Source organism: Streptomyces sp. NPDC090088, from assembly GCF_044747345.1.
In the GTDB taxonomy this organism is placed as follows: domain Bacteria; phylum Actinomycetota; class Actinomycetes; order Streptomycetales; family Streptomycetaceae; genus Streptomyces.
Genome location: NZ_JBIVDZ010000014.1, coordinates 107,269 through 124,433 on the forward strand (window position 1 = coordinate 107,269; position 17,165 = coordinate 124,433).

The window sequence follows — 17,165 nt, forward strand, 5'->3', positions numbered from 1 at the left end:
AGCGGGCCTAGCGTCCGGTCCATGAGCTTCACGGAAAAGCTGCTGACCGTTCCGCCCCCGATCGAGGTGGCCGGCCGGCGCGTCAAGCGGTACCACGTCACCTCCGACCCCGCGGGCATCGCGCCCGAGGTGGAGAGGGCCGCCTACGCGATCCTGCCCGAGCTGCTGCCGGAGCCGGACGGCACCCCGCCCGCGACCTTCGTGGTGCTGCACCGGGGCGGGGACACCGGCGCCTACCTCAACGCCTACAGCTGGGTCTGGGACAACGTGCTGCACTTCAAGGGCGCTTCGGCGGGCCAGCCGGTGCTCGGCTGCCCGGACACGGACCCGACCCACTTCATCAGACCCGACCTGCCGTGGATCGGCTGCGTGTGGGAGCTGCCGCCGATCCGGCACGAACGGGACGCCTGGGTACGGCATCTGCTCGCGCCCGAAGTCCCGGACCTGGACGCCTACTTGGCCGACTCACTGCCCGAGGGAACCACAGGAGACCACCGATGAGCAGCCCGCACGACTTCGACTTCCTGCACGGCGACTGGGAGGTGCGCAACCGCCGCCGCACCGACTTCCTGGCCCCGGACGGCGACTGGACGGAGTTCCCCGCCGTCTGCCACTGCCGGCCGCTGTTCGACGGTGCCGCGAACATCGACGAGATCGACATGCCGGCCCTGGGCGCGAAGGGCGCCACCCTGCGGCTCTTCGACCGGGAGACCCACGCGTGGTCGCTGAACTGGGCGGCGAGCCGGAGCGGAAAGCTGTTCCCACCGGTCGTCGGGCGGTTCGACGGCGACCGGGGGGAGTTCTACGGCGACGACACTCACGACGGCAAGGACGTCCGGGTGCGGTTCGTGTGGTCGGGGGTCTCCCCCACCGGCGCGCGCTGGGAGCAGGCGTTCTCGGTGGACGGCGGGGAGACCTGGGTGACCAACTGGACGATGGACTTCAGCCGGCCGCCGGTTTCCTGAACGCCCGGACGGCGAAGCGGGGGTCGGGGCGGCGGCGGTCCTGGTCGGGCAGGGCCGCCAGCCGGGCGGCGAACTCCTCGGCGCGGGGGTCGCCGGGCCGCAGCACCGTGAACCAGCCGCGCCGCAGGTCGGCGATGGTGGAGCGGGGGCTGCGGCCCTGGCCGCGGCCGGTGAAGACGGCCTGCCCGGCGGGGAGCAGGCCGTGGGCGGCCGCGTGTGCCGTCACGGCGTCGGCCGCGTCGCTGACCGGGCGGCGCGGGCGCGGTGCGAGGACCGCGTCGATGTCGCTGCCGACGTCGTGGGCGGCCGCCTTGTCCACGGTCGTGACGTACACCCCGCCGGGGCGCAGCACGCGCGCGCACTCGGAGACGATCGCCCGGACCTCGCCGGTGTCCGCTATGAGGTGGAGCAGCCAGACGGTGGTCACGGCGTCGAACGTGCCGTCCGAGAAAGGGAGTTGACGGCTGTCGGCCAACGCGATCGCGCCCGGCAGCCGGGCCGCCGCCCGCCGCGCCATGGCGGGTGCGCGATCCGCTCCGACGACCTGGAGGGCCGGCCGAGCCGCGGCGAGCCGACGGGTGACGATGCCGGTGCCACAGGCGAGGTCAAGGAGACGACCGGGGCGATCGGGGCCGACGGGTCCTGCGGGGCTACCGGGGCTACCGGGGCTACCGGGGCTACCGGGGCTACCGGGGCTACCCGAGCTTGCGGAGCTGCCAAGGCTCCCGGGGTCTGCGGAGTTGCCAGGGTCCGCGGAGCTGCTGAGGCTCCCTGGGCCTGTGGAGTTGCCAGGGTCCGCGGAGCTGCTGAGGCTCCCTGGGCCTGTGGGGCCGCCACGGCCAGTGGGGCCGTCGGGGATCAGGCTGAGGACGGCGGCGGCGGCCGCCTCGGCGCGGGCCTCGCCGCCGCGCGACGCGTCGTAGGCCTCGGCTTCCTTGTCGTAGTCGAGCACACGGCTCAGTGTGCGCCGTGACCTGGGGCGATGTCCTCCACCCTGCGGGCGAGTTCGAAGTCCAGCGCGGTGACGGCGCCGCCGACGCTGTGGGTGTTCACGGTGAGGGTGACGGTGTGGTAGCCGAGGGTGAGGTCGGAGTGGTGGTCGAGCTCGTCCTGGATGCGGGCGATGTGCACGACCAGTGCGGTGGCGGCGAAGTGCGAGTCGAGGCGGTAGGCGCGGGCGAGCCGGTCGCCGTCCAGCGACCACCCCGGCAGCTCCGTCAACCGGTCCTCGATCTCCTGCTGCGACAGCGGTGCGACGGCCATGGTGCGGCTTCCTTCCCTGGTCCGGCGGGGGCGTATACGGGGTCAGCCTGCCATGGACGGGCCCTCCGGGCGTCCTGCGCACGCCGTCACCAGCGCGTCGCCGAAGACACCGCGCTCGACTACCGTCGCGTCCATGACCACCGCCGCGTCCGGCCCCGCCACCCCCTCCCCGACCGCCCCCGACGGCAGGGGCGTCGGCCCGCTGCTGCGCGCGTGGCGGGAGCGGCGGCGGGTGAGCCAGCTGGAGCTGGCACTGCGTGCCGACTCCTCGGCCCGGCACATCAGCTTCGTCGAGACGGGCCGTTCGCGGCCGAGCGAGGAGATGGTGCTGCGGCTGGCCGAGCACCTGGACGTCCCGGTCCGGGAGCGCAACGCTCCCCCAGTGCCTTAAGGGCCTGGGGGGACCCCCAGCTGCTGGCGGCCGGTTACGCCCCGCACTACCCGGAGACCCCGCTGGACGACCCGGCGCTGGCCGCGCTGCGGGACGGTATGGAGCGGCTGATCCGGGGCTACGAGCCGTATCCGGCGCTGGTCGTGGACGCCACGTACACGGTGGTCGCCGCCAACCGGGGCATCGCGCTGCTCCTGGAGGGCGTACCGGAGTCGCTGCTCGCGCCCGCGCCGAACGCGATGCGGCTGACCCTGCATCCGGAGGGCCTGGCACCGCGGATCCGCAACCTGCGCGCGTGGCGCGGGCATCTGCTGGAGCAGATGGAACGGCAGATCGCGCTGCACCGCTCGGCCGCGCTGCGGGAGTTGTACGAGGAGGTCGCCGCCTATCCGGCGCCGCCGGGGCCGGAGGACGGCGAGGGCGACGGGGGCGGCGAGGGAGACGAGGGAGACGGGCGACCCGCCGAACCCGTCGCCTGGTTCGCGCTGCCGCTGCGGATCGAGCACGAGGGGCGGGTGCTGTCGTTCGTGTCGTCGATCTCGACGTTCAACACGCCGATGGACGTGACGGTCGCCGAGCTGGCCATCGAGACGTTCCTGCCGGCGGACCCGGCGACGGCCAAGTACCTGCACGCGCTGGTGGGTTGACGCAAAGGGTGCTCCGCGCGTAGACACAGGAGTCTGCCTCGACAACGTGTGCGACGGCGGCATCGCGTGTCAGACTGCACGCGTACTTGTGCACGTAGGGGAGGCGTGGCGTGAGTGAGCGGCGTGCTGCGCCCACGGTTGGTCAGGTCGTGCTCGGCAAGCGGTTGCAGGAGCTGCGCGAGGCGGCGGGCCTGGGCCGGGACGAGGCCGCGCGGGTCCTGCGGGTGGCGCAGGCGACCGTACGGCGCATGGAGATGGCCGAGGTCGCGCTGAAGATCCCGTACGTCCAGGTGCTGCTGGAGACGTACGGGGTGGCCGAGGAGGAGCAGGGCGCGTTCGTGCGGCTGGCCGAGGAGGCCAACCAGCCGGGCTGGTGGCAGCGGTTCCACGATGTGCTGCCGGACTGGTTCAGCCTGTACGTGAGCCTGGAGGGCGCGGCCCGGGTGGTGCGCTCGTACGAACCGCACTTCTTCCCCGGCCTGTTGCAGACCGAGGCGTACGCGCGGGCCGTGATGGAGGCCGGGACGATCGGGCACGCCGACCCGGCGGCCGTCGAGCGGCATGTGGCGCTGCGCATGACCCGGCAGCGGCTGCTGGAGCAGGACGATCCGCCCCACCTGTGGGTGATCATGGACGAGACGGTGCTGCGGCGCCCGGTCAGCATCGACTGCGGCGTGATGCGCGAGCAGGTGGACAAGCTGCTCTCCTACGTCGAACGGGACCGGATCACCCTGCAGATAGCCGAGTTCGCGAGCGGCCCGCACCCGGGGACGTACGCGCCGTTCACCCTCTTCCGGTTCGCCGAGCCCGAACTGCCGGACATGGTCTTCACCGAGTACCTGACCGGCGCCCTGTACCTGGACTCGCGGGACGAGGTCGGGGCCCATCTGGAGGTCCTGGACCACATGACGGCCCGGGCCGCCTCGGCCCAGCGGACCGAGGACCTGCTGCGCGAGTACCGCGACAAAATCTGAGAACCAGAGGACCAGAGGAGAGCACACACCGTGACCGCACCCGAGCCCGCGCCCACCGCCGTCGACACGAGCCGGCCGCATCCGGCGCGGGTGTACGACTGGTGGCTGGGCGGCAAGGACAACTACCCGGTGGACGAGGAACTCGCCCGGAAGATCCTCGCCGTGGACGGCACGGTGCTGCGCGGGGCGCGCGCCAACCGCCGGTTCATGCAGCGGGCCGTGCGGACCGCCGCCGAGTCCGGTACCCGCCAGTTCCTGGACATCGGCACCGGCATCCCCACCGAGCCCAATCTGCACCAGGTGGCGCAGGGCGTGGCGGCGGAGTCGAAGGTGGTGTACGCGGACAACGACCCGATCGTGCTGCGGCACGCCGAGGCCCTGCTGCGGGGCACGCCCGAGGGCAGCACCTCGTATGTGCACGCCGACGTCCGGGACGTCGACACCCTGCTGGCCCGGGCCGCCGAGTCGCTGGACTTCAAGGAGCCGGTCGCGCTGTCGCTGGTGGCGCTGACCCACTACCTCGACGACGACCCGGCCGGCGACGACGTGTACGGCCTGCTGAAGCGGTACGTCGACGCGCTCGCCCCCGGCAGCCATCTGATCCTCTCCCAGGTCACCCCGGACCTCAGCCCCGAGGCGATCGCGCAGGCGGCCGAGAACTTCCGGCGCAGCGGCACCCCCTTCCACCCGCGTTCGCTGCCCGCGTTCGCCCGCTTCTTCGACGGCCTGGAACTGCTCGGCCCCGGCGTGATCCCGGTCTCCGGCTGGCGTCCGGACCCGCAGGACGTGGCGCTCCAGCAGGAGGGCATCGTGCCGGTGTACGGCGGGGTCGCCCTCAAGGTCTGACCCGTCCGGGTGCCCTGAACAGGTGCGTTCCCGCGCCCGCCCCTAGCGTCGAAGCGAAGGGTGAGCAAGGGAGCGCAGGTGACCGACACCGAGACACCGCCCAAGGAGCCGGGCGCGGCGCTGCTGGGCGCCGCCCGGTTCTTCCGGCCCGGCACGCCCGCACCCGACCTGCACAGCGTGGCCCTGACCGGCGGCCGGGAGGCGGACGCCTTCTACCGGGACCGCTGGAGCCACGACAAGGTCGTGCAGTCCACCCACGGGGTGAACTGCACGGGTTCCTGTCGCTGGAAGGTGTACGTCAAGGACGGGATCATCACCTGGGAGACCCAGGAGACGGACTACCCGTCGGTCGGCCCCGACCGCCCCGAGTACGAACCCCGCGGCTGCCCGCGCGGCGCCGCGTTCTCCTGGTACACGTACTCGCCGACGCGGGTGCGCTACCCGTATGTCCGGGGCGTGCTCCTTGAGATGTACCGGGAGGCGAAGAGCCGGCTGCGGGATCCCGTGGCCGCCTGGGCGGACCTCCAGAACGACCCCGAGCGCCGCCGCCGTTACCAGCGGGCGCGCGGCAAGGGCGGCCTGGTGCGGGCGACCTGGGACGAGGCGGTGGAGATCGTCGCCGCCGCCCAGGTGCACACCATCAAGGCCCACGGCCCGGACCGCATCGCCGGCTTCTCCCCCATCCCCGCGATGTCGATGGTGTCGCACGCGGCGGGCGCCCGCTACCACTCCCTCATCGGCGCCCCGATGCTCTCGTTCTACGACTGGTACGCGGACCTCCCGGTGGCCTCCCCGCAGGTCTTCGGCGACCAGACGGACGTGCCGGAGTCCGGCGACTGGTGGGACGCGGCCTACCTGATGATGTGGGGCTCGAACGTCCCGGTGACCCGCACCCCGGACGCGCACTGGATGGCGGAGGCCCGCTACCGCGGCCAGAAGGTGGTCGTGGTCGCCCCCGACTACGCGGACAACGCCAAGTTCGCCGACGAGTGGCTGCACCCGCACCCCGGCACGGACGGCGCGCTGGCCCTCGCGATGGGCCACGTCGTCCTGAAGGAGTTCTTCGTCGACCGTGAGACGCCGTTCTTCACGGACTACGTACGGAAGTTCACCGACCTGCCGTTCCTGGTGACCCTCACCGAACGGGACGGCGCGTATGTGCCCGGCAAGTTCCTGCGCGCCGCCGACCTCGGGCAGCGGGGCGAGGGCGCCGAGTGGAAGACGGTCGTCCTGGACGCCGCCTCCGGCCGCGCGGTCGTCCCCAACGGCTCCCTCGGCTTCCGCTGGACCGACACCGGCGAGGGCCGCTGGAACCTCGAACTCGGCGCCGTCGAACCACAGTTGAGCCTGTACGGCAGTGGGGTCGCGAGCGGGGTCGAGGTGCTGCTGCCGCGCTTCGACACGGAGGGCGGCGAGCACGGCCAGGGGCGTGGCGAGGTGCTGCGGCGCGGGGTGCCCGCGACCCGGCTGGGCGGGCCGGACGGCCCCCTGGTGACGACCGTCTACGACCTGCTGCTCGCGCAGTACGGGGTGTGGCGGCACGGCCTGCCGGGCGGCGGCTGGCCCACCCACTACGAGGACGCGAGCACTCCGGGCACCCCCGCCTGGCAGGAGCGGCACACCTCGGTCCCGGCCGCCAAGTGCGTCAAGATCGCACGGGAGTTCGCGCGGACCGCCGAGCGCTCCAAGGGCCGCTGCATGATCCTGATGGGTGCCGGCACCAACCACTGGTTCCACTCGGAGACCATCTACCGCGCCTTCCTGTCCCTCCTCCAGCTGACCGGCTGCCAGGGCCGCAACGGCGGCGGCTGGGCGCACTACGTCGGCCAGGAGAAGTGCCGTCCGGTGACCGGCTGGGCCTCGCTGGCCTCCGCCAACGACTGGTCCCGGCCGCCGCGCCAGATGATCGGCACGGCCTACTGGTTCCTCAACACCGACCAGTGGCGCTACGACCGTTTCGGCGCCGACGTCCTGGCCTCGCCGCTCGGCGAGGGCCGGTTCGCGGGTATGACCGGCGCGGACTGCCTCGCCCTGTCGGCCCGCACGGGCTGGATGCCCTCGTACCCGACCTTCGACCGCAACCCCCTGGAACTGGGTGCGGTGTTCGGCGACCCGGTGGCCAAGGCGGTGGCCGAACTCCGCACGGGGACACTGAAGTTCGCGTGCGAGGACCCGGACGCCCCGGCGAACTGGCCGCGCGTGCTGACCCTCTGGCGGGCCAACCTCCTCGGCTCGTCGGCGAAGGGCGCCGAGTACTTCACCAGGCACCTGCTGGGCACGCACTCCTCGCTGCGCGCCGAGGAGGCGGCCCCGGACGAGCGCCCCCGGGACGTGACGTGGCGCGAGGAGGCACCCGAGGGCAAGCTCGATCTCCTCCTCTCCCTGGACTTCCGGCAGACCTCCTCGACCCTGCTGTCGGACGTCGTGCTGCCCGCCGCCACCTGGTACGAGAAGCACGACCTGTCGTCGACGGACATGCACCCCTACGTGCACTCCTTCACCCCGGCCGTGGACCCGCCCTGGCAGGCGCGCACCGACTTCGACACCTTCAAGGCGCTCGCGGAGCGGCTGAGCGAGCTGGCCGTGGACCATCTCGGGGTGCGCCGGGACCTGGTGGCCACGCCGCTGCAGCACGACACCCCGGGGGAGATCGCCCAGCCCGGTGGGGTGGTGCGGGACTGGAAGCGCGGGGAGTGCGATCCGGTCCCGGGCGAGACCATGCCGAACCTGACCGTGGTCGAGCGGGACTACACCGCGATCGGCGCCAAGTTCGCGGCGCTGGGGCCGCTGGTGGAACAACTGGGCCTGCCTGCCAAGGGGATCACCCTGAAGCCGGACGAAGAGGTGGCGCGGCTGCGGGAGTCGAACGGCGTCGGCTACCAGGGCCGCCCGTCCCTGGACACCGCGGTGAAGGCGGCCGACGCCATCCTGGCGCTGTCCGGCACCACCAACGGCCGGCTCGCCACCCAGGGTTTCCGCACACTGGAGCGGCGCACCGGGCAGCGGATGGCGCACCTCGCCGCCGAGCACGAGGGCAAGCGGGTCACCTACGCCGACACCCAGGCGGCCCCGGTCCCGGTGATCACCTCGCCGGAGTGGTCGGGCAGCGAGTCCGGCGGCCGGCGCTACACGGCGTTCACCCTCAACACCGAGCAGCTCAAGCCCTGGCACACCCTCACCGGCCGCCAGCACTTCTTCCTCGACCACGACTGGATGCACGAACTCGGCGAGGCGCTGCCGATCTACCGGCCGCCGCTCGACATGCACCGGCTCTTCGGCGAACCGCGGCTCGGCCCCGACGGACAGCGTGAGGTGACGGTCCGTTACCTCACCCCGCACAACAAGTGGTCGATCCACTCCGAGTACCAGGACAACCTGTTCATGCTCGCGCTCTCCCGGGGCGGCCAGAACATCTGGATGTCCCCGCAGGACGCGGACGCCATCGGGGTGCAGGACAACGACTGGGTCGAGGCGGTCAACCGCAACGGCGTGGTGACGGCCCGCGCGGTGGTCTCGCACCGGATGCCGGCCGGCACGGTGTACATGCACCACGCGCAGGAACGCACGGTGGCCGTCCCGAAGACGGAGACCACCGGCAGGCGCGGCGGCATCCACAACACCCTCACCCGCCTCATCCTCAAGCCGTCCCACCTGATCGGCGGTTACGCCCAGCTGTCCTGGGCCTTCAACTATCTGGGCCCCACGGGCAACCAGCGTGACGAGGTGACGGTGATCCGCCGTCGCGGCCAGGAGGTCGAGTACTGATGCGTCCCATGGCCCAGATCGCGATGGTGATGAACCTCGACAAGTGCATCGGCTGCCACACCTGTTCGGTCACCTGCAAGCAGGCGTGGACCAACCGGCGGGGCATGGAGTACGTCTGGTTCAACAACGTCGAGACCCGGCCCGGCCAGGGCTATCCGCGCCGCTACGAGGACCAGGAGACCTGGCGCGGCGGCTGGGAGCTGAACCGGCGCGGGGCACTGAGGCTCAAGGCGGGCGGGCGGCTGCACAAGCTCGCCGGGATCTTCTCCAACCCCAGGCTCCCGGAGATCAAGGACTACTACGAGCCCTGGACGTACGACTACAAGAACCTCACCGACGCCCCGCTCGGCGACGACTACCCGGTGGCCCGCCCGGTCTCGCAGCTCGACGGCAAGCCGATGAAGATCGAGTGGTCCTCGAACTGGGACGACAACCTGGCCGGCGCCCCCGCCTACGGCGACCTGGACCCGATGGTCGAACGCACCCGGCAACAGGCCGCCGACAAGGTGAAGTTCGAGTTCGAGCAGACCTTCATGTTCTACCTTCCCCGCATCTGCGAGCACTGCCTGAACCCGTCCTGCGTGGCGTCCTGCCCGTCCGGTGCGATGTACAAGCGGGCGGAGGACGGCATCGTCCTGGTCGACCAGGACCAGTGCCGGGGCTGGCGGATGTGCGTGACCGGATGCCCGTACAAGAAGGTCTACTTCAACCACGCCACCGGCAAGGCCGAGAAGTGCACGCTGTGCTACCCGCGCCTGGAAGTGGGCCTGCCGACGGTCTGCTCGGAGACCTGCGTGGGCCGGCTGCGCTATCTCGGGGTGATCCTCTACGACGCCGACAAGGTGACGGCGGCGGCCGAGACCAAGGACGAGAAGGCGCTGTACGAGGCCCAGTTGGGGGTCTTCCTCGACCCGGAGGATCCGGGGGTGCAGGTCGCCTGCGAGGCGGCGGGCATCCCGTACGACTGGATGGAGGCGGCCCGCCGCTCCCCCGTGCACCGCCTGATCAGCAAGTACCGGGTGGCGCTGCCGCTGCATCCGGAGTACCGCACCCTGCCGATGGTCTGGTACATCCCGCCGCTGTCCCCGGTCGTGGAGGCGCTCTCGGAGACCGGCCACGACGGCGAGGACGCCGGAAACCTCTTCGCCGCGATCGACACCCTGCGCATCCCCCTGGAGTACCTCGCCGAGATGTTCACCGCCGGTGACACCGTCCCGGTGCGGGCGTCCCTGGAGAAGCTGGCCGCGATGCGCTCCCACATGCGGGCGCTCAACCTCGGCGAGGAGCCGGACGCGGCGATCGGCGCCGCCGTGGGGATGGCGCCGGAGGAGATCGAGGCGATGTACCGGCTGCTCGCGATCGCCAAGTACGAGGACCGCTATGTCATCCCCACGGCGGCGGTCGGCGACGCCCGCCGCCTGGAGGAGTCCGCGCTGCCCGAGGGGTGCAGCCTGGACTACGACGGCGGCCCGGGTATGGGCGGCGACGGACCCTTCGGCCAGGACTCGGGCCGGAAACTGCTCCCTCTGGTGTCGGTGGAGAACTTCCACGTGCTGCGCAGACGGCAGACCTCCGACACTTCCGACGAGGCGAAGGAGGACTGATGCCCTCGGACGCGGTGTTCTACCAGGCGGCGGCGCTCTGTCTCACGTACCCGGACGACGACTTCGTCGCCCGGCTGCCGCTGCTGCGCGAAGCCGCCCCGCAACTGCGGGAGTTCACCGACCACGCGACGGTGACCCCACCGCAGGAGCTGGCCGCGCACTACGTACAGGTCTTCGACTTCAAGAACCGGCACAGCCTCTACCTCAGCTGGTGGCAGGACGGCGACACCCGCCGCCGGGGCATGTCCCTGGTCCGGTTCAAGGACCTCTACAAGGCGTACGGCATGGAGTTCACCGGCGAGGAACTGCCGGACTTCCTGCCCGCGGTCCTGGAGTTCACGGCCCGCACCGGCAACACGGACCTGCTCACCGAGCACCGCGACTGCCTGGAGCAGCTCCGCTGCCGGCTCGCGGACTTCGGCACGCCCTACGCGTCCGTCCTGGACGCGGTCTGCGCCACGCTGCCGCCGGCCCCCACCGGAGCACGCCGATGACCACCCTCCTGTGGGGCGCCCTGCCCTACATCGCCTTCGCCCTCCTCGTGGCCGGCCTGGTCTGGCGCTACCGCTACGACAAGTACGGCTGGACCACCCGCTCCTCCCAGGTCTACGAGTCGAAGCTCCTCAACATCGCCTCCCCGGCCTTCCACTACGGCATCCTCTTCGTCCTCGCCGGCCACCTCGTCGGCCTGTTCGTCCCCACGTCCTGGACGGCCGCCGCCGGCGTCGGCGAACACACCTACCACCTGTTCTCCCTCTACGGCGGCACGTTCGCGGGCGCCCTCACCGTGGCCGGCCTGGCCCTCCTCCTCTACCGCCGCCGCACCCGCGCCCCCGTCCTCCGCGCCACCACGACCAACGACAAGGTCATGTACCTCTTCCTGGTCGCCGCCATCGTGCTGGGCATGACCGCGAAACTCACCCACGCCTCCGGCGACGGCTACGACTACCGCGAGACCATCGCCCCCTGGGCCCGCAGCCTCTTCACCCTCCAGCCCCGGACGGCCCTGATGGCGGACGTCCCGGTCCTCTACCAGATCCACGCCGTCGTCGGCATGATCCTCATCGCCCTGGTCCCCTACACCCGCCTCGTCCACATGTTCAGCGCCCCACTGCCGTACCTCTTCCGCCCCTACGTGGTCTACCGGACAAGAGACCCGAAACAACTGGGCCCAAGGCCAGACCGCCGTGGCTGGGAAACAACCCGCCGCTGACCCGCCTCAGCCGGCCGCACCCCTCTCGTCGTCCACGATCTCCGCGTCCACCACACCCTCCTCGTCGGCTTCGGAGGCCCGCTGTTCCTCGGCCGGACCGCCGGCGGCCGACGCGTACATGGCCTGGCCCATCCGCTGGCTCACCGTGGCCAGCTTCTCCACCCCGCCCCGGAGTTCGGCGGTGTCGGCGTTCCGCTCCAGCAGCGCCTTCAGCTCGGCCACCGCGCCCTCCACGTCGGCCCTCACCTCCGCCGGCACCCGCTCCTCGTTCTCGCGGACGAACTTCTCGGTCTGGTAGACGAGTTGCTCGGCCTGGTTGCGGGTCTCCGCGGCCTCACGGCGGTTGCGGTCCTCCTCGGCGTACTGCTCGGCCTCCCGCATCATGCGGTCGATGTCGTCCTTGGGGAGCGCGGAGCCGCCGGTCACGGTCATCTTCTGCTCGCGGCCGGTGGCGAGGTCCTTCGCCGAGACGTGCATGATCCCGTTCGCGTCGATGTCGAAGGCGACCTCGATCTGCGGGACACCGCGCGGCGCCGGCGGCAGACCGGTGAGGTCGAAGACGCCGAGCTTCTTGTTGTACGCGGCGATCTCCCGCTCGCCCTGGTAGACCTGGATGCCGACCGAGGGCTGGTTGTCGGCGGCGGTGGTGAAGATCTCCGAACGCCGGGTGGGGATCGTGGTGTTGCGCTCGATGAGCCTGGTCATGATGCCGCCCTTGGTCTCGATGCCCAGGGACAGCGGGGTGACGTCGAGGAGCAGCACGTCCTTGACGTCGCCGCGGATCACACCCGCCTGCAGGGCCGCCCCGACCGCGACGACCTCGTCCGGGTTGACGCCCTTGTGCGGGTCCTTGCCGGTGAGTTCCTTCACCAGGTCGGTGACGGCAGGCATCCGGGTGGAGCCGCCGACCAGGATGACGTGGTCGATCGCGGACAGCCGCACGCCCGCGTCCTTGACGGCCTGATGGAAGGGCTTCTTGCAGCGGTCCAGCAAGTCCGCGGTCAGCTCCTGGAACTGAGCCCGCGTCAGCTTCTCCTCCAGGTGCAGCGGCCCCTCGGCGGAGGCGGTGATGTACGGCAGGTTGATCGACGTCTCCGTCGACGAGGACAGCTCGATCTTGGCCTTCTCGGCACCCTCGCGCAGCCGTTGCAGCGCCATCCTGTCGTTGCCGAGATCGACGCCGTACTGCCCCTTGAACCGTTTGACGAGGTGCTCGACGACCCGCTGGTCCCAGTCGTCGCCGCCCAGACGCGTGTCGCCGTTGGTCGCCTTGACCTCGATCACGCCGTCGCCGATCTCCAGGAGAGAGACGTCGAAGGTGCCGCCGCCGAGGTCGAAGACGAGCACGGTCTGCTCCTCGCCCCGGTCCAGGCCGTAGGCGAGGGCCGCGGCGGTCGGCTCGTTGATGATCCGCAGCACCTTCAGACCGGCGATCTCCCCGGCCTCCTTGGTGGCCTGCCGCTGCGCGTCGTCGAAGTACGCGGGTACGGTGATCACCGCGTCGGTGACGTCCTCGCCGAGGTAGGCCTCGGTGTCCCGCTTGAGTTTCTGCAGCACCCGCGCCGACAGTTCCTGGGCCCGCAGCCGGGCGCCGTCGACGGACCCGCTCTCCGGGAAGCGCCAGTCCGCGTCGCCCATGTGCCGTTTCACCGAGCGTGCGGTGCGGTCCACGTTGGTCACCGCCTGCCGCTTGGCGACCTCGCCGACCAGCACCTCGCCGTTCTTCGCGAAGGCCACCACCGAGGGGGTGGTGCGCGCGCCCTCGGCGTTGGCGACGACGGTGGGCTCACCGCCCTCCAGGACGGCCACCACCGAGTTCGTCGTACCGAGATCGATTCCGACCGCACGTGCCATGTCCGTCCCCTTCCGCCCGGGCACTTCCCCGACTCCAGATCAAAACCTGAGCGGGCCGTTGTCAATGCCGGGTACCCCGTGAACAACGAAGCCGCGCCCCGAGGACGGGGCGCGGCATCCGAAGGGGGACGGCGGTCAGGCGAGCTTGGCGTCCAGGGTGATGGTGGTGCCGGCCAGGGCCTGGCTGACCGGGCAGTTCTTCTTGGCCTCCTCCGCGGCGGCGACGAAGCCCTCCTGGTCCAGGCCGGGGACCGTGCCCTCGACGGTCAGGTGGATCCCGGTGATGCCCTCGCCCGGCTGGAAGCCGACGTCGGCGCTGGTCACCAGCTTGGTGGGCGGGGTACCGGCGCCGGCCAGGGCGTGCGAGAGGGCCATGGAGAAGCAGCTGGAGTGGGCGGCCGCGATCAGCTCCTCGGGGCTGGTCTTGCCGTTCGCCTCCTGCGAGCGCGAGGCCCAGGTGACCGGCTGCTGGCCGATACCGGAGGAGTCGAAGGTGATGACACCGTTGCCCTCCAGGAGACTGCCTTCCCAGACGGTGTGTGCGGTGCGCGTGGTGGCCACGGTTGTTCCTTTCGGCATATGCAGGCGACTGCAGGCGATCGAACCGGATTCGCTGCCTCCCATCCGATCACATCCGGGCTCACCGCACCCGGAAGACCGGCCCACGGGGAGTGAACGGCAGGCGACGGCCGTCCGGGATCAGATACGCGTGCTCGCGTCGCACCCGCAGGACGTCGCACCAGCCGTCGGTGATCACCAAGACCGGTGCGTTCGGCGGGAAGTCGTCCGCGCGCTGCAGCAGGTCGATGCCGGGCTGCAGGACGGTGCCGCCACGGCCGTGCACCCGGACCCGGCCCGCGATCTCGGTCGCCGGCAGGTATCCGGCGTCGTACGGGGCCGCGTCGCAGAAGACGACCCGGGCGGCCGGTACGTCACGCGCCCCGGCGTAGGAGGCGATCGCGCCGAGGGCCTTGCCGAGCAGGGTGCGGTCCATGGAGCCGGAGGTGTCGAGGACCACCCCGAAGGTGCAGCGGGCCACCTCCTCGGGCGGGAAGTACCGGCCCGCGCGCGGGATGTCCGGGGTGGCGGACTGCCGGCGGGAGGGGCGGGCGTACGACCGTACGGCCACCGGGCTGGGTACGAACTCGTCGAACCAGCGGGCCAGTCGCGCGTCCCAGGGCAGCGGCGGATGACTGAGCGCCCGGATCTCCTCGACCAGCCCGCCGGGCAGGAAGCCCCGCTCCTGCGTCCGGTGCAGTTCCAGGCCGTTGCCCAGCCCCCGGCGGTAGAACTCGTCGAGGTCGACATACGCGCCGGGCGGTCTGATCGGCGCGCCCAGCACATCACCGCGCCCCTTGCCGCGCAGGGTGGCCAGCCGGCGCATCCGGCGCAGGTCGACGGCGATCCGGTCGTACACCTCCTCGGCCGAGAGGTCCTTCAACTCCGGGTCGTACAGCAGCCCTTCGGGCATGGTGCCGACGCGCATCTCGACCAGCCAGCCGTTGATGACGTAGTCGCAGGCGATGTTGAAGAGGAAGTGATCACGGCCGCCGAGGCGGTCGCCGTGGCGCAGGGCGGCGTGCAGCATCTCGTGGGCGAGGACGAACCGCCACTCCTCTTCGTCCAGGGTGCGCAGCGGGTTGACGTAGATCTCGCCCGCCTCCGGGTTGACGGCGGCGATCGCGATGTCGTGGGCGCGGGCCAGTTCGGCGTCGGCGACCAGCTTGATGCCGGCCGCGATACCGCCGAGCAGCGGATAGGAGGAGACGAACCAGTCCAGCGCCCGCTCCCAGGGGCGCCGCGGGGTCGGCGGGCCGGACATGGAGGTGCGGCGGCCGCCGGCCAGGTCCATGGCGCGGGACATGGTGCGGGTCAGCGCGTGCGCGAACGCCAGCTGCCAGTCGGGGACCTGGCCGGCCCACTTGCTCCAGGAGAGCAGCAGCTGGTCCGGTTCGCCGCCGCCTGTGCCACCGCGTTCGTAGGCGGCCGGGACGGAGCCGAGGCGCCGCCAGCCGGCGGCGAGCCGCTCCTCGTCGCCCTCCGGGTAGGACGCGGGCAGGTGGTCCGGCGCCTCGCCGACCGGGAAGGTCCCCAGGAACCGGTTGACGACGGTGCAGCGGGCGGCCAGTTCGTAGCGGTCGGGCTGGCTGCGCGGTCCGGTGGCGGCCGGGAGGTGCCCGAAGCCGAGATGGATGGTGCAGTGGGCCAACGCCCAGGCCCACTCGGCCGGTTCGGCGCGCCGGGTGGCGTGCGCGTGCAGCACGCCGTCCGAGTCGGCGCGCACCAGCCCGTCGCGGGGCGCGAGTTCGCACTTCTCGTGCCGGCAGATGGTGAACTCGACGGCCCGCAGCGCCGGGTTGGCGCGCAGCAGCTCGACCCCGGCCGCGAAGTTCTCCGCGGCCGGGTCCTTCTTCTGCTCTTTCTTCTGCTCCTTCTTCTGCCCTTTGCCGGCGGCGGCCCGGCTCATCGCCGGGCCTCGACCAGGCGGGGCATGTCCCGGGCCGCCTCGACCAGGAACCAGGCGGGCAGCACGGGGTTGCCGTCGGCGTCGGAGGCGATGACGGTCTGGGCGACCTCGACGGAGATCTCGGCGAGCTGCACCAGCAGCGACTTGGCCCGGTACGCGGTCTGCCGGCCGTTCGCCGACATGTGCTCCTTGGCGGCGGGCAGGTCCTTGACCAGCCGCCCGCGGAACGACTCGGCGAGGTAGTACAGCAGGTCGCGGTCCTCGATCCGGTGCGGCCAGCCCGCGTCCCCCTTGAGGATGGCCTCGATCCCGAACCGGCTGCGCACGATCTTGACGTAGCCGCAGAAGGCGGTCGCGTGCGCGGGCGTCAGCGTGCCGTGCGCGAGGACCTTCAGCGTTCCCTCGTCGAGGCCGTGCCCGAAGGAGTGCAGGGCGTCGGAGAGCATGTGCCAGGACCGAGGGGTGGAGAACGCCTCCTCGGTCTTCGGCGGCTTGGACCACAGGTGGTCCGGCCGGTCGGTGAGGTGGTCCACGATCCACGGGTGGATCCCGTGGGCGCCGGCCCAGGCGAGCCAGTCGTGCGCGGAGGCCTCCAGATGGACGTGGGCCAGCCGGTTGACGAGCGCGGAGGCGATGGGCCGGGCCAGCGCGTTGTCGGTGGCCCGGTTGCCGGCGCCGATCACGATCGACCCCTTCGGCAGCTCGTAGTTGCCGACCCGCCGGTCCAGGATCAGCGAGTAGAACGCCTTCTGCACATCCGGCGTGGCCGCGTTCAGCTCGTCCAGGAACAGACAGTACGGCTCGTCCCGGGCGATCGCCTCCGGCGGGCAGAAGACCGACCGCCCGTCCCGGATCTGCGGGACGCCGATCAGGTCCTCGGGCGCGAGCTGCGTACCGAGCAGACTCACGCACTCCAGCCCGAGCGACTCGGCGAACTCCCGCACCAGCGAGGACTTTCCGATACCGGGCGCGCCCCAGACGAACACGGGCCGCACGGTGGCGAGACCGAGCAGCAGCTCGGGAAGACGGGAGGGCGTGACAGTGACGGCTGCCTGCAAGAGGCGTCTCCTTGGGAAGCGTTCGGAGGCGTGACGACTCGAACAGTCTGTGTCGCGGGCAGGAGGAACGCAGCCCATTTATCCGCGGCTGGGCGAAGCGCCCCGTCAGGGGCGCTGG

At 71.5% G+C, this 17,165-nt stretch carries 13 protein-coding genes and 3 pseudogenes; 9 read left to right on the top strand and 7 right to left on the bottom strand.

Features of this window, described 5'->3' with window-relative positions; all coding sequences use genetic code 11:
- The first annotated feature begins 21 nt into the window (after window positions 1-21).
- The gene (locus tag ACIPSJ_RS48395) at window positions 22-501 is read left to right on the top strand and encodes a hypothetical protein (RefSeq protein ID WP_401356165.1); all 480 of its coding nucleotides are present in this window, start codon (window positions 22-24) and stop codon (window positions 499-501) included.
- Window positions 498-965 (top strand): hypothetical protein, encoded by a 468-nt coding sequence (locus ACIPSJ_RS48400; protein WP_401356168.1) that lies wholly within the window; start codon window positions 498-500, stop codon window positions 963-965. The genes ACIPSJ_RS48395 and ACIPSJ_RS48400 overlap by 4 nt, the downstream gene beginning before the upstream one ends.
- Here ACIPSJ_RS48400 and ACIPSJ_RS48405 read toward each other — a convergent pair.
- From ACIPSJ_RS48405 to ACIPSJ_RS48415, 3 genes and pseudogenes are all read right to left on the bottom strand, one after another.
- Window positions 943-1,587, bottom strand: a pseudogene (locus tag ACIPSJ_RS48405) (class I SAM-dependent methyltransferase); the annotation flags it as partial. The gene ACIPSJ_RS48400 and the pseudogene ACIPSJ_RS48405 sit on opposite strands and share 23 nt — an antisense overlap.
- A gap of 231 nt (window positions 1,588-1,818) precedes the next feature.
- Window positions 1,819-1,917 (bottom strand): annotated as a pseudogene (locus ACIPSJ_RS48410) (SAM-dependent methyltransferase); the annotation flags it as partial.
- Window positions 1,918-1,922: 5 nt separating this feature from the next.
- Complete coding sequence (locus tag ACIPSJ_RS48415) at window positions 1,923-2,228, bottom strand: 4a-hydroxytetrahydrobiopterin dehydratase (RefSeq protein WP_359214820.1); 306 nt, start codon at window positions 2,226-2,228, stop codon at window positions 1,923-1,925.
- A 133-nt stretch (window positions 2,229-2,361) separates the two neighbouring features.
- On the opposite strand from ACIPSJ_RS48415, the pseudogene ACIPSJ_RS48420 reads away from it, so the two are divergent.
- The 7 genes and pseudogenes from ACIPSJ_RS48420 (at window position 2,362) to narI (ending at window position 11,668) form a co-directional block, all read left to right on the top strand.
- Window positions 2,362-3,266: pseudogene (locus tag ACIPSJ_RS48420) on the top strand (helix-turn-helix domain-containing protein).
- Between the two features lie 110 nt (window positions 3,267-3,376).
- Window positions 3,377-4,240, top strand: a complete 864-nt coding sequence (locus tag ACIPSJ_RS48425; RefSeq protein ID WP_401356171.1) for a helix-turn-helix domain-containing protein — start codon at window positions 3,377-3,379, stop codon at window positions 4,238-4,240.
- A 30-nt stretch (window positions 4,241-4,270) separates the two neighbouring features.
- The gene (locus tag ACIPSJ_RS48430) at window positions 4,271-5,086 is read left to right on the top strand and encodes an SAM-dependent methyltransferase (protein ID WP_401356174.1); all 816 of its coding nucleotides are present in this window, start codon (window positions 4,271-4,273) and stop codon (window positions 5,084-5,086) included.
- 78 nt (window positions 5,087-5,164) lie between these two features.
- Window positions 5,165-8,851 carry a nitrate reductase subunit alpha gene (locus ACIPSJ_RS48435; RefSeq protein WP_401356177.1) on the top strand — a complete coding sequence of 1,229 codons (3,687 nt, stop codon included), beginning with the start codon at window positions 5,165-5,167 and terminating at the stop codon, window positions 8,849-8,851.
- Window positions 8,851-10,455, top strand: coding sequence for a nitrate reductase subunit beta (narH, locus tag ACIPSJ_RS48440; RefSeq protein WP_401356179.1), 1,605 nt, complete (start codon window positions 8,851-8,853; stop codon window positions 10,453-10,455). The genes ACIPSJ_RS48435 and narH overlap by 1 nt, the downstream gene beginning before the upstream one ends.
- A complete protein-coding gene (narJ, locus tag ACIPSJ_RS48445; RefSeq protein ID WP_359214806.1) occupies window positions 10,455-10,949 on the top strand; it encodes a nitrate reductase molybdenum cofactor assembly chaperone in 495 nt (164 codons plus the stop codon). The genes narH and narJ overlap by 1 nt, the downstream gene beginning before the upstream one ends.
- Window positions 10,946-11,668: a respiratory nitrate reductase subunit gamma gene (gene narI, locus ACIPSJ_RS48450; RefSeq protein WP_359214803.1), complete on the top strand. Its 723-nt coding sequence runs from the start codon at window positions 10,946-10,948 to the stop codon at window positions 11,666-11,668. The genes narJ and narI overlap by 4 nt, the downstream gene beginning before the upstream one ends.
- 6 nt (window positions 11,669-11,674) lie before the next feature.
- Here the strand turns inward: narI and dnaK are convergent, their stop codons facing one another.
- The 4 genes from dnaK to ACIPSJ_RS48470 form a co-directional block, all read right to left on the bottom strand.
- Window positions 11,675-13,522 (bottom strand): molecular chaperone DnaK, encoded by a 1,848-nt coding sequence (dnaK, locus tag ACIPSJ_RS48455; protein ID WP_401356184.1) that lies wholly within the window; start codon window positions 13,520-13,522, stop codon window positions 11,675-11,677.
- A 135-nt stretch (window positions 13,523-13,657) separates the two neighbouring features.
- Window positions 13,658-14,083, bottom strand: a complete 426-nt coding sequence (locus ACIPSJ_RS48460) for an OsmC family protein (protein WP_355719228.1) — start codon at window positions 14,081-14,083, stop codon at window positions 13,658-13,660.
- 79 nt (window positions 14,084-14,162) lie between these two features.
- Window positions 14,163-15,989 (bottom strand): hypothetical protein, encoded by a 1,827-nt coding sequence (locus tag ACIPSJ_RS48465; RefSeq protein WP_401356187.1) that lies wholly within the window; start codon window positions 15,987-15,989, stop codon window positions 14,163-14,165.
- Window positions 15,986-17,047, bottom strand: a complete 1,062-nt coding sequence (locus ACIPSJ_RS48470; protein WP_401356189.1) for an ATP-binding protein — start codon at window positions 17,045-17,047, stop codon at window positions 15,986-15,988. The genes ACIPSJ_RS48465 and ACIPSJ_RS48470 overlap by 4 nt, the downstream gene beginning before the upstream one ends.
- Window positions 17,048-17,165: the final 118 nt, after the last annotated feature.

Bases quoted from the DNA above. Each gene is read 5' to 3' on its own strand.
- narH (WP_401356179.1), top strand. From the start codon at position 8,851: ATGCGTCCCATGGCCCAGATCGCGATGGTGATGAACCTCGACAAGTGC.
- dnaK (WP_401356184.1), bottom strand. From the start codon at position 13,522: ATGGCACGTGCGGTCGGAATCGATCTCGGTACGACGAACTCGGTGGTG.
- ACIPSJ_RS48395 (WP_401356165.1), top strand. From the start codon at position 22: ATGAGCTTCACGGAAAAGCTGCTGACCGTTCCGCCCCCGATCGAGGTG.
- ACIPSJ_RS48400 (WP_401356168.1), top strand. From the start codon at position 498: ATGAGCAGCCCGCACGACTTCGACTTCCTGCACGGCGACTGGGAGGTG.
- narI (WP_359214803.1), top strand. From the start codon at position 10,946: ATGACCACCCTCCTGTGGGGCGCCCTGCCCTACATCGCCTTCGCCCTC.
- ACIPSJ_RS48415 (WP_359214820.1), bottom strand. From the start codon at position 2,228: ATGGCCGTCGCACCGCTGTCGCAGCAGGAGATCGAGGACCGGTTGACG.
- narJ (WP_359214806.1), top strand. From the start codon at position 10,455: ATGCCCTCGGACGCGGTGTTCTACCAGGCGGCGGCGCTCTGTCTCACG.
- ACIPSJ_RS48465 (WP_401356187.1), bottom strand. From the start codon at position 15,989: ATGAGCCGGGCCGCCGCCGGCAAAGGGCAGAAGAAGGAGCAGAAGAAA.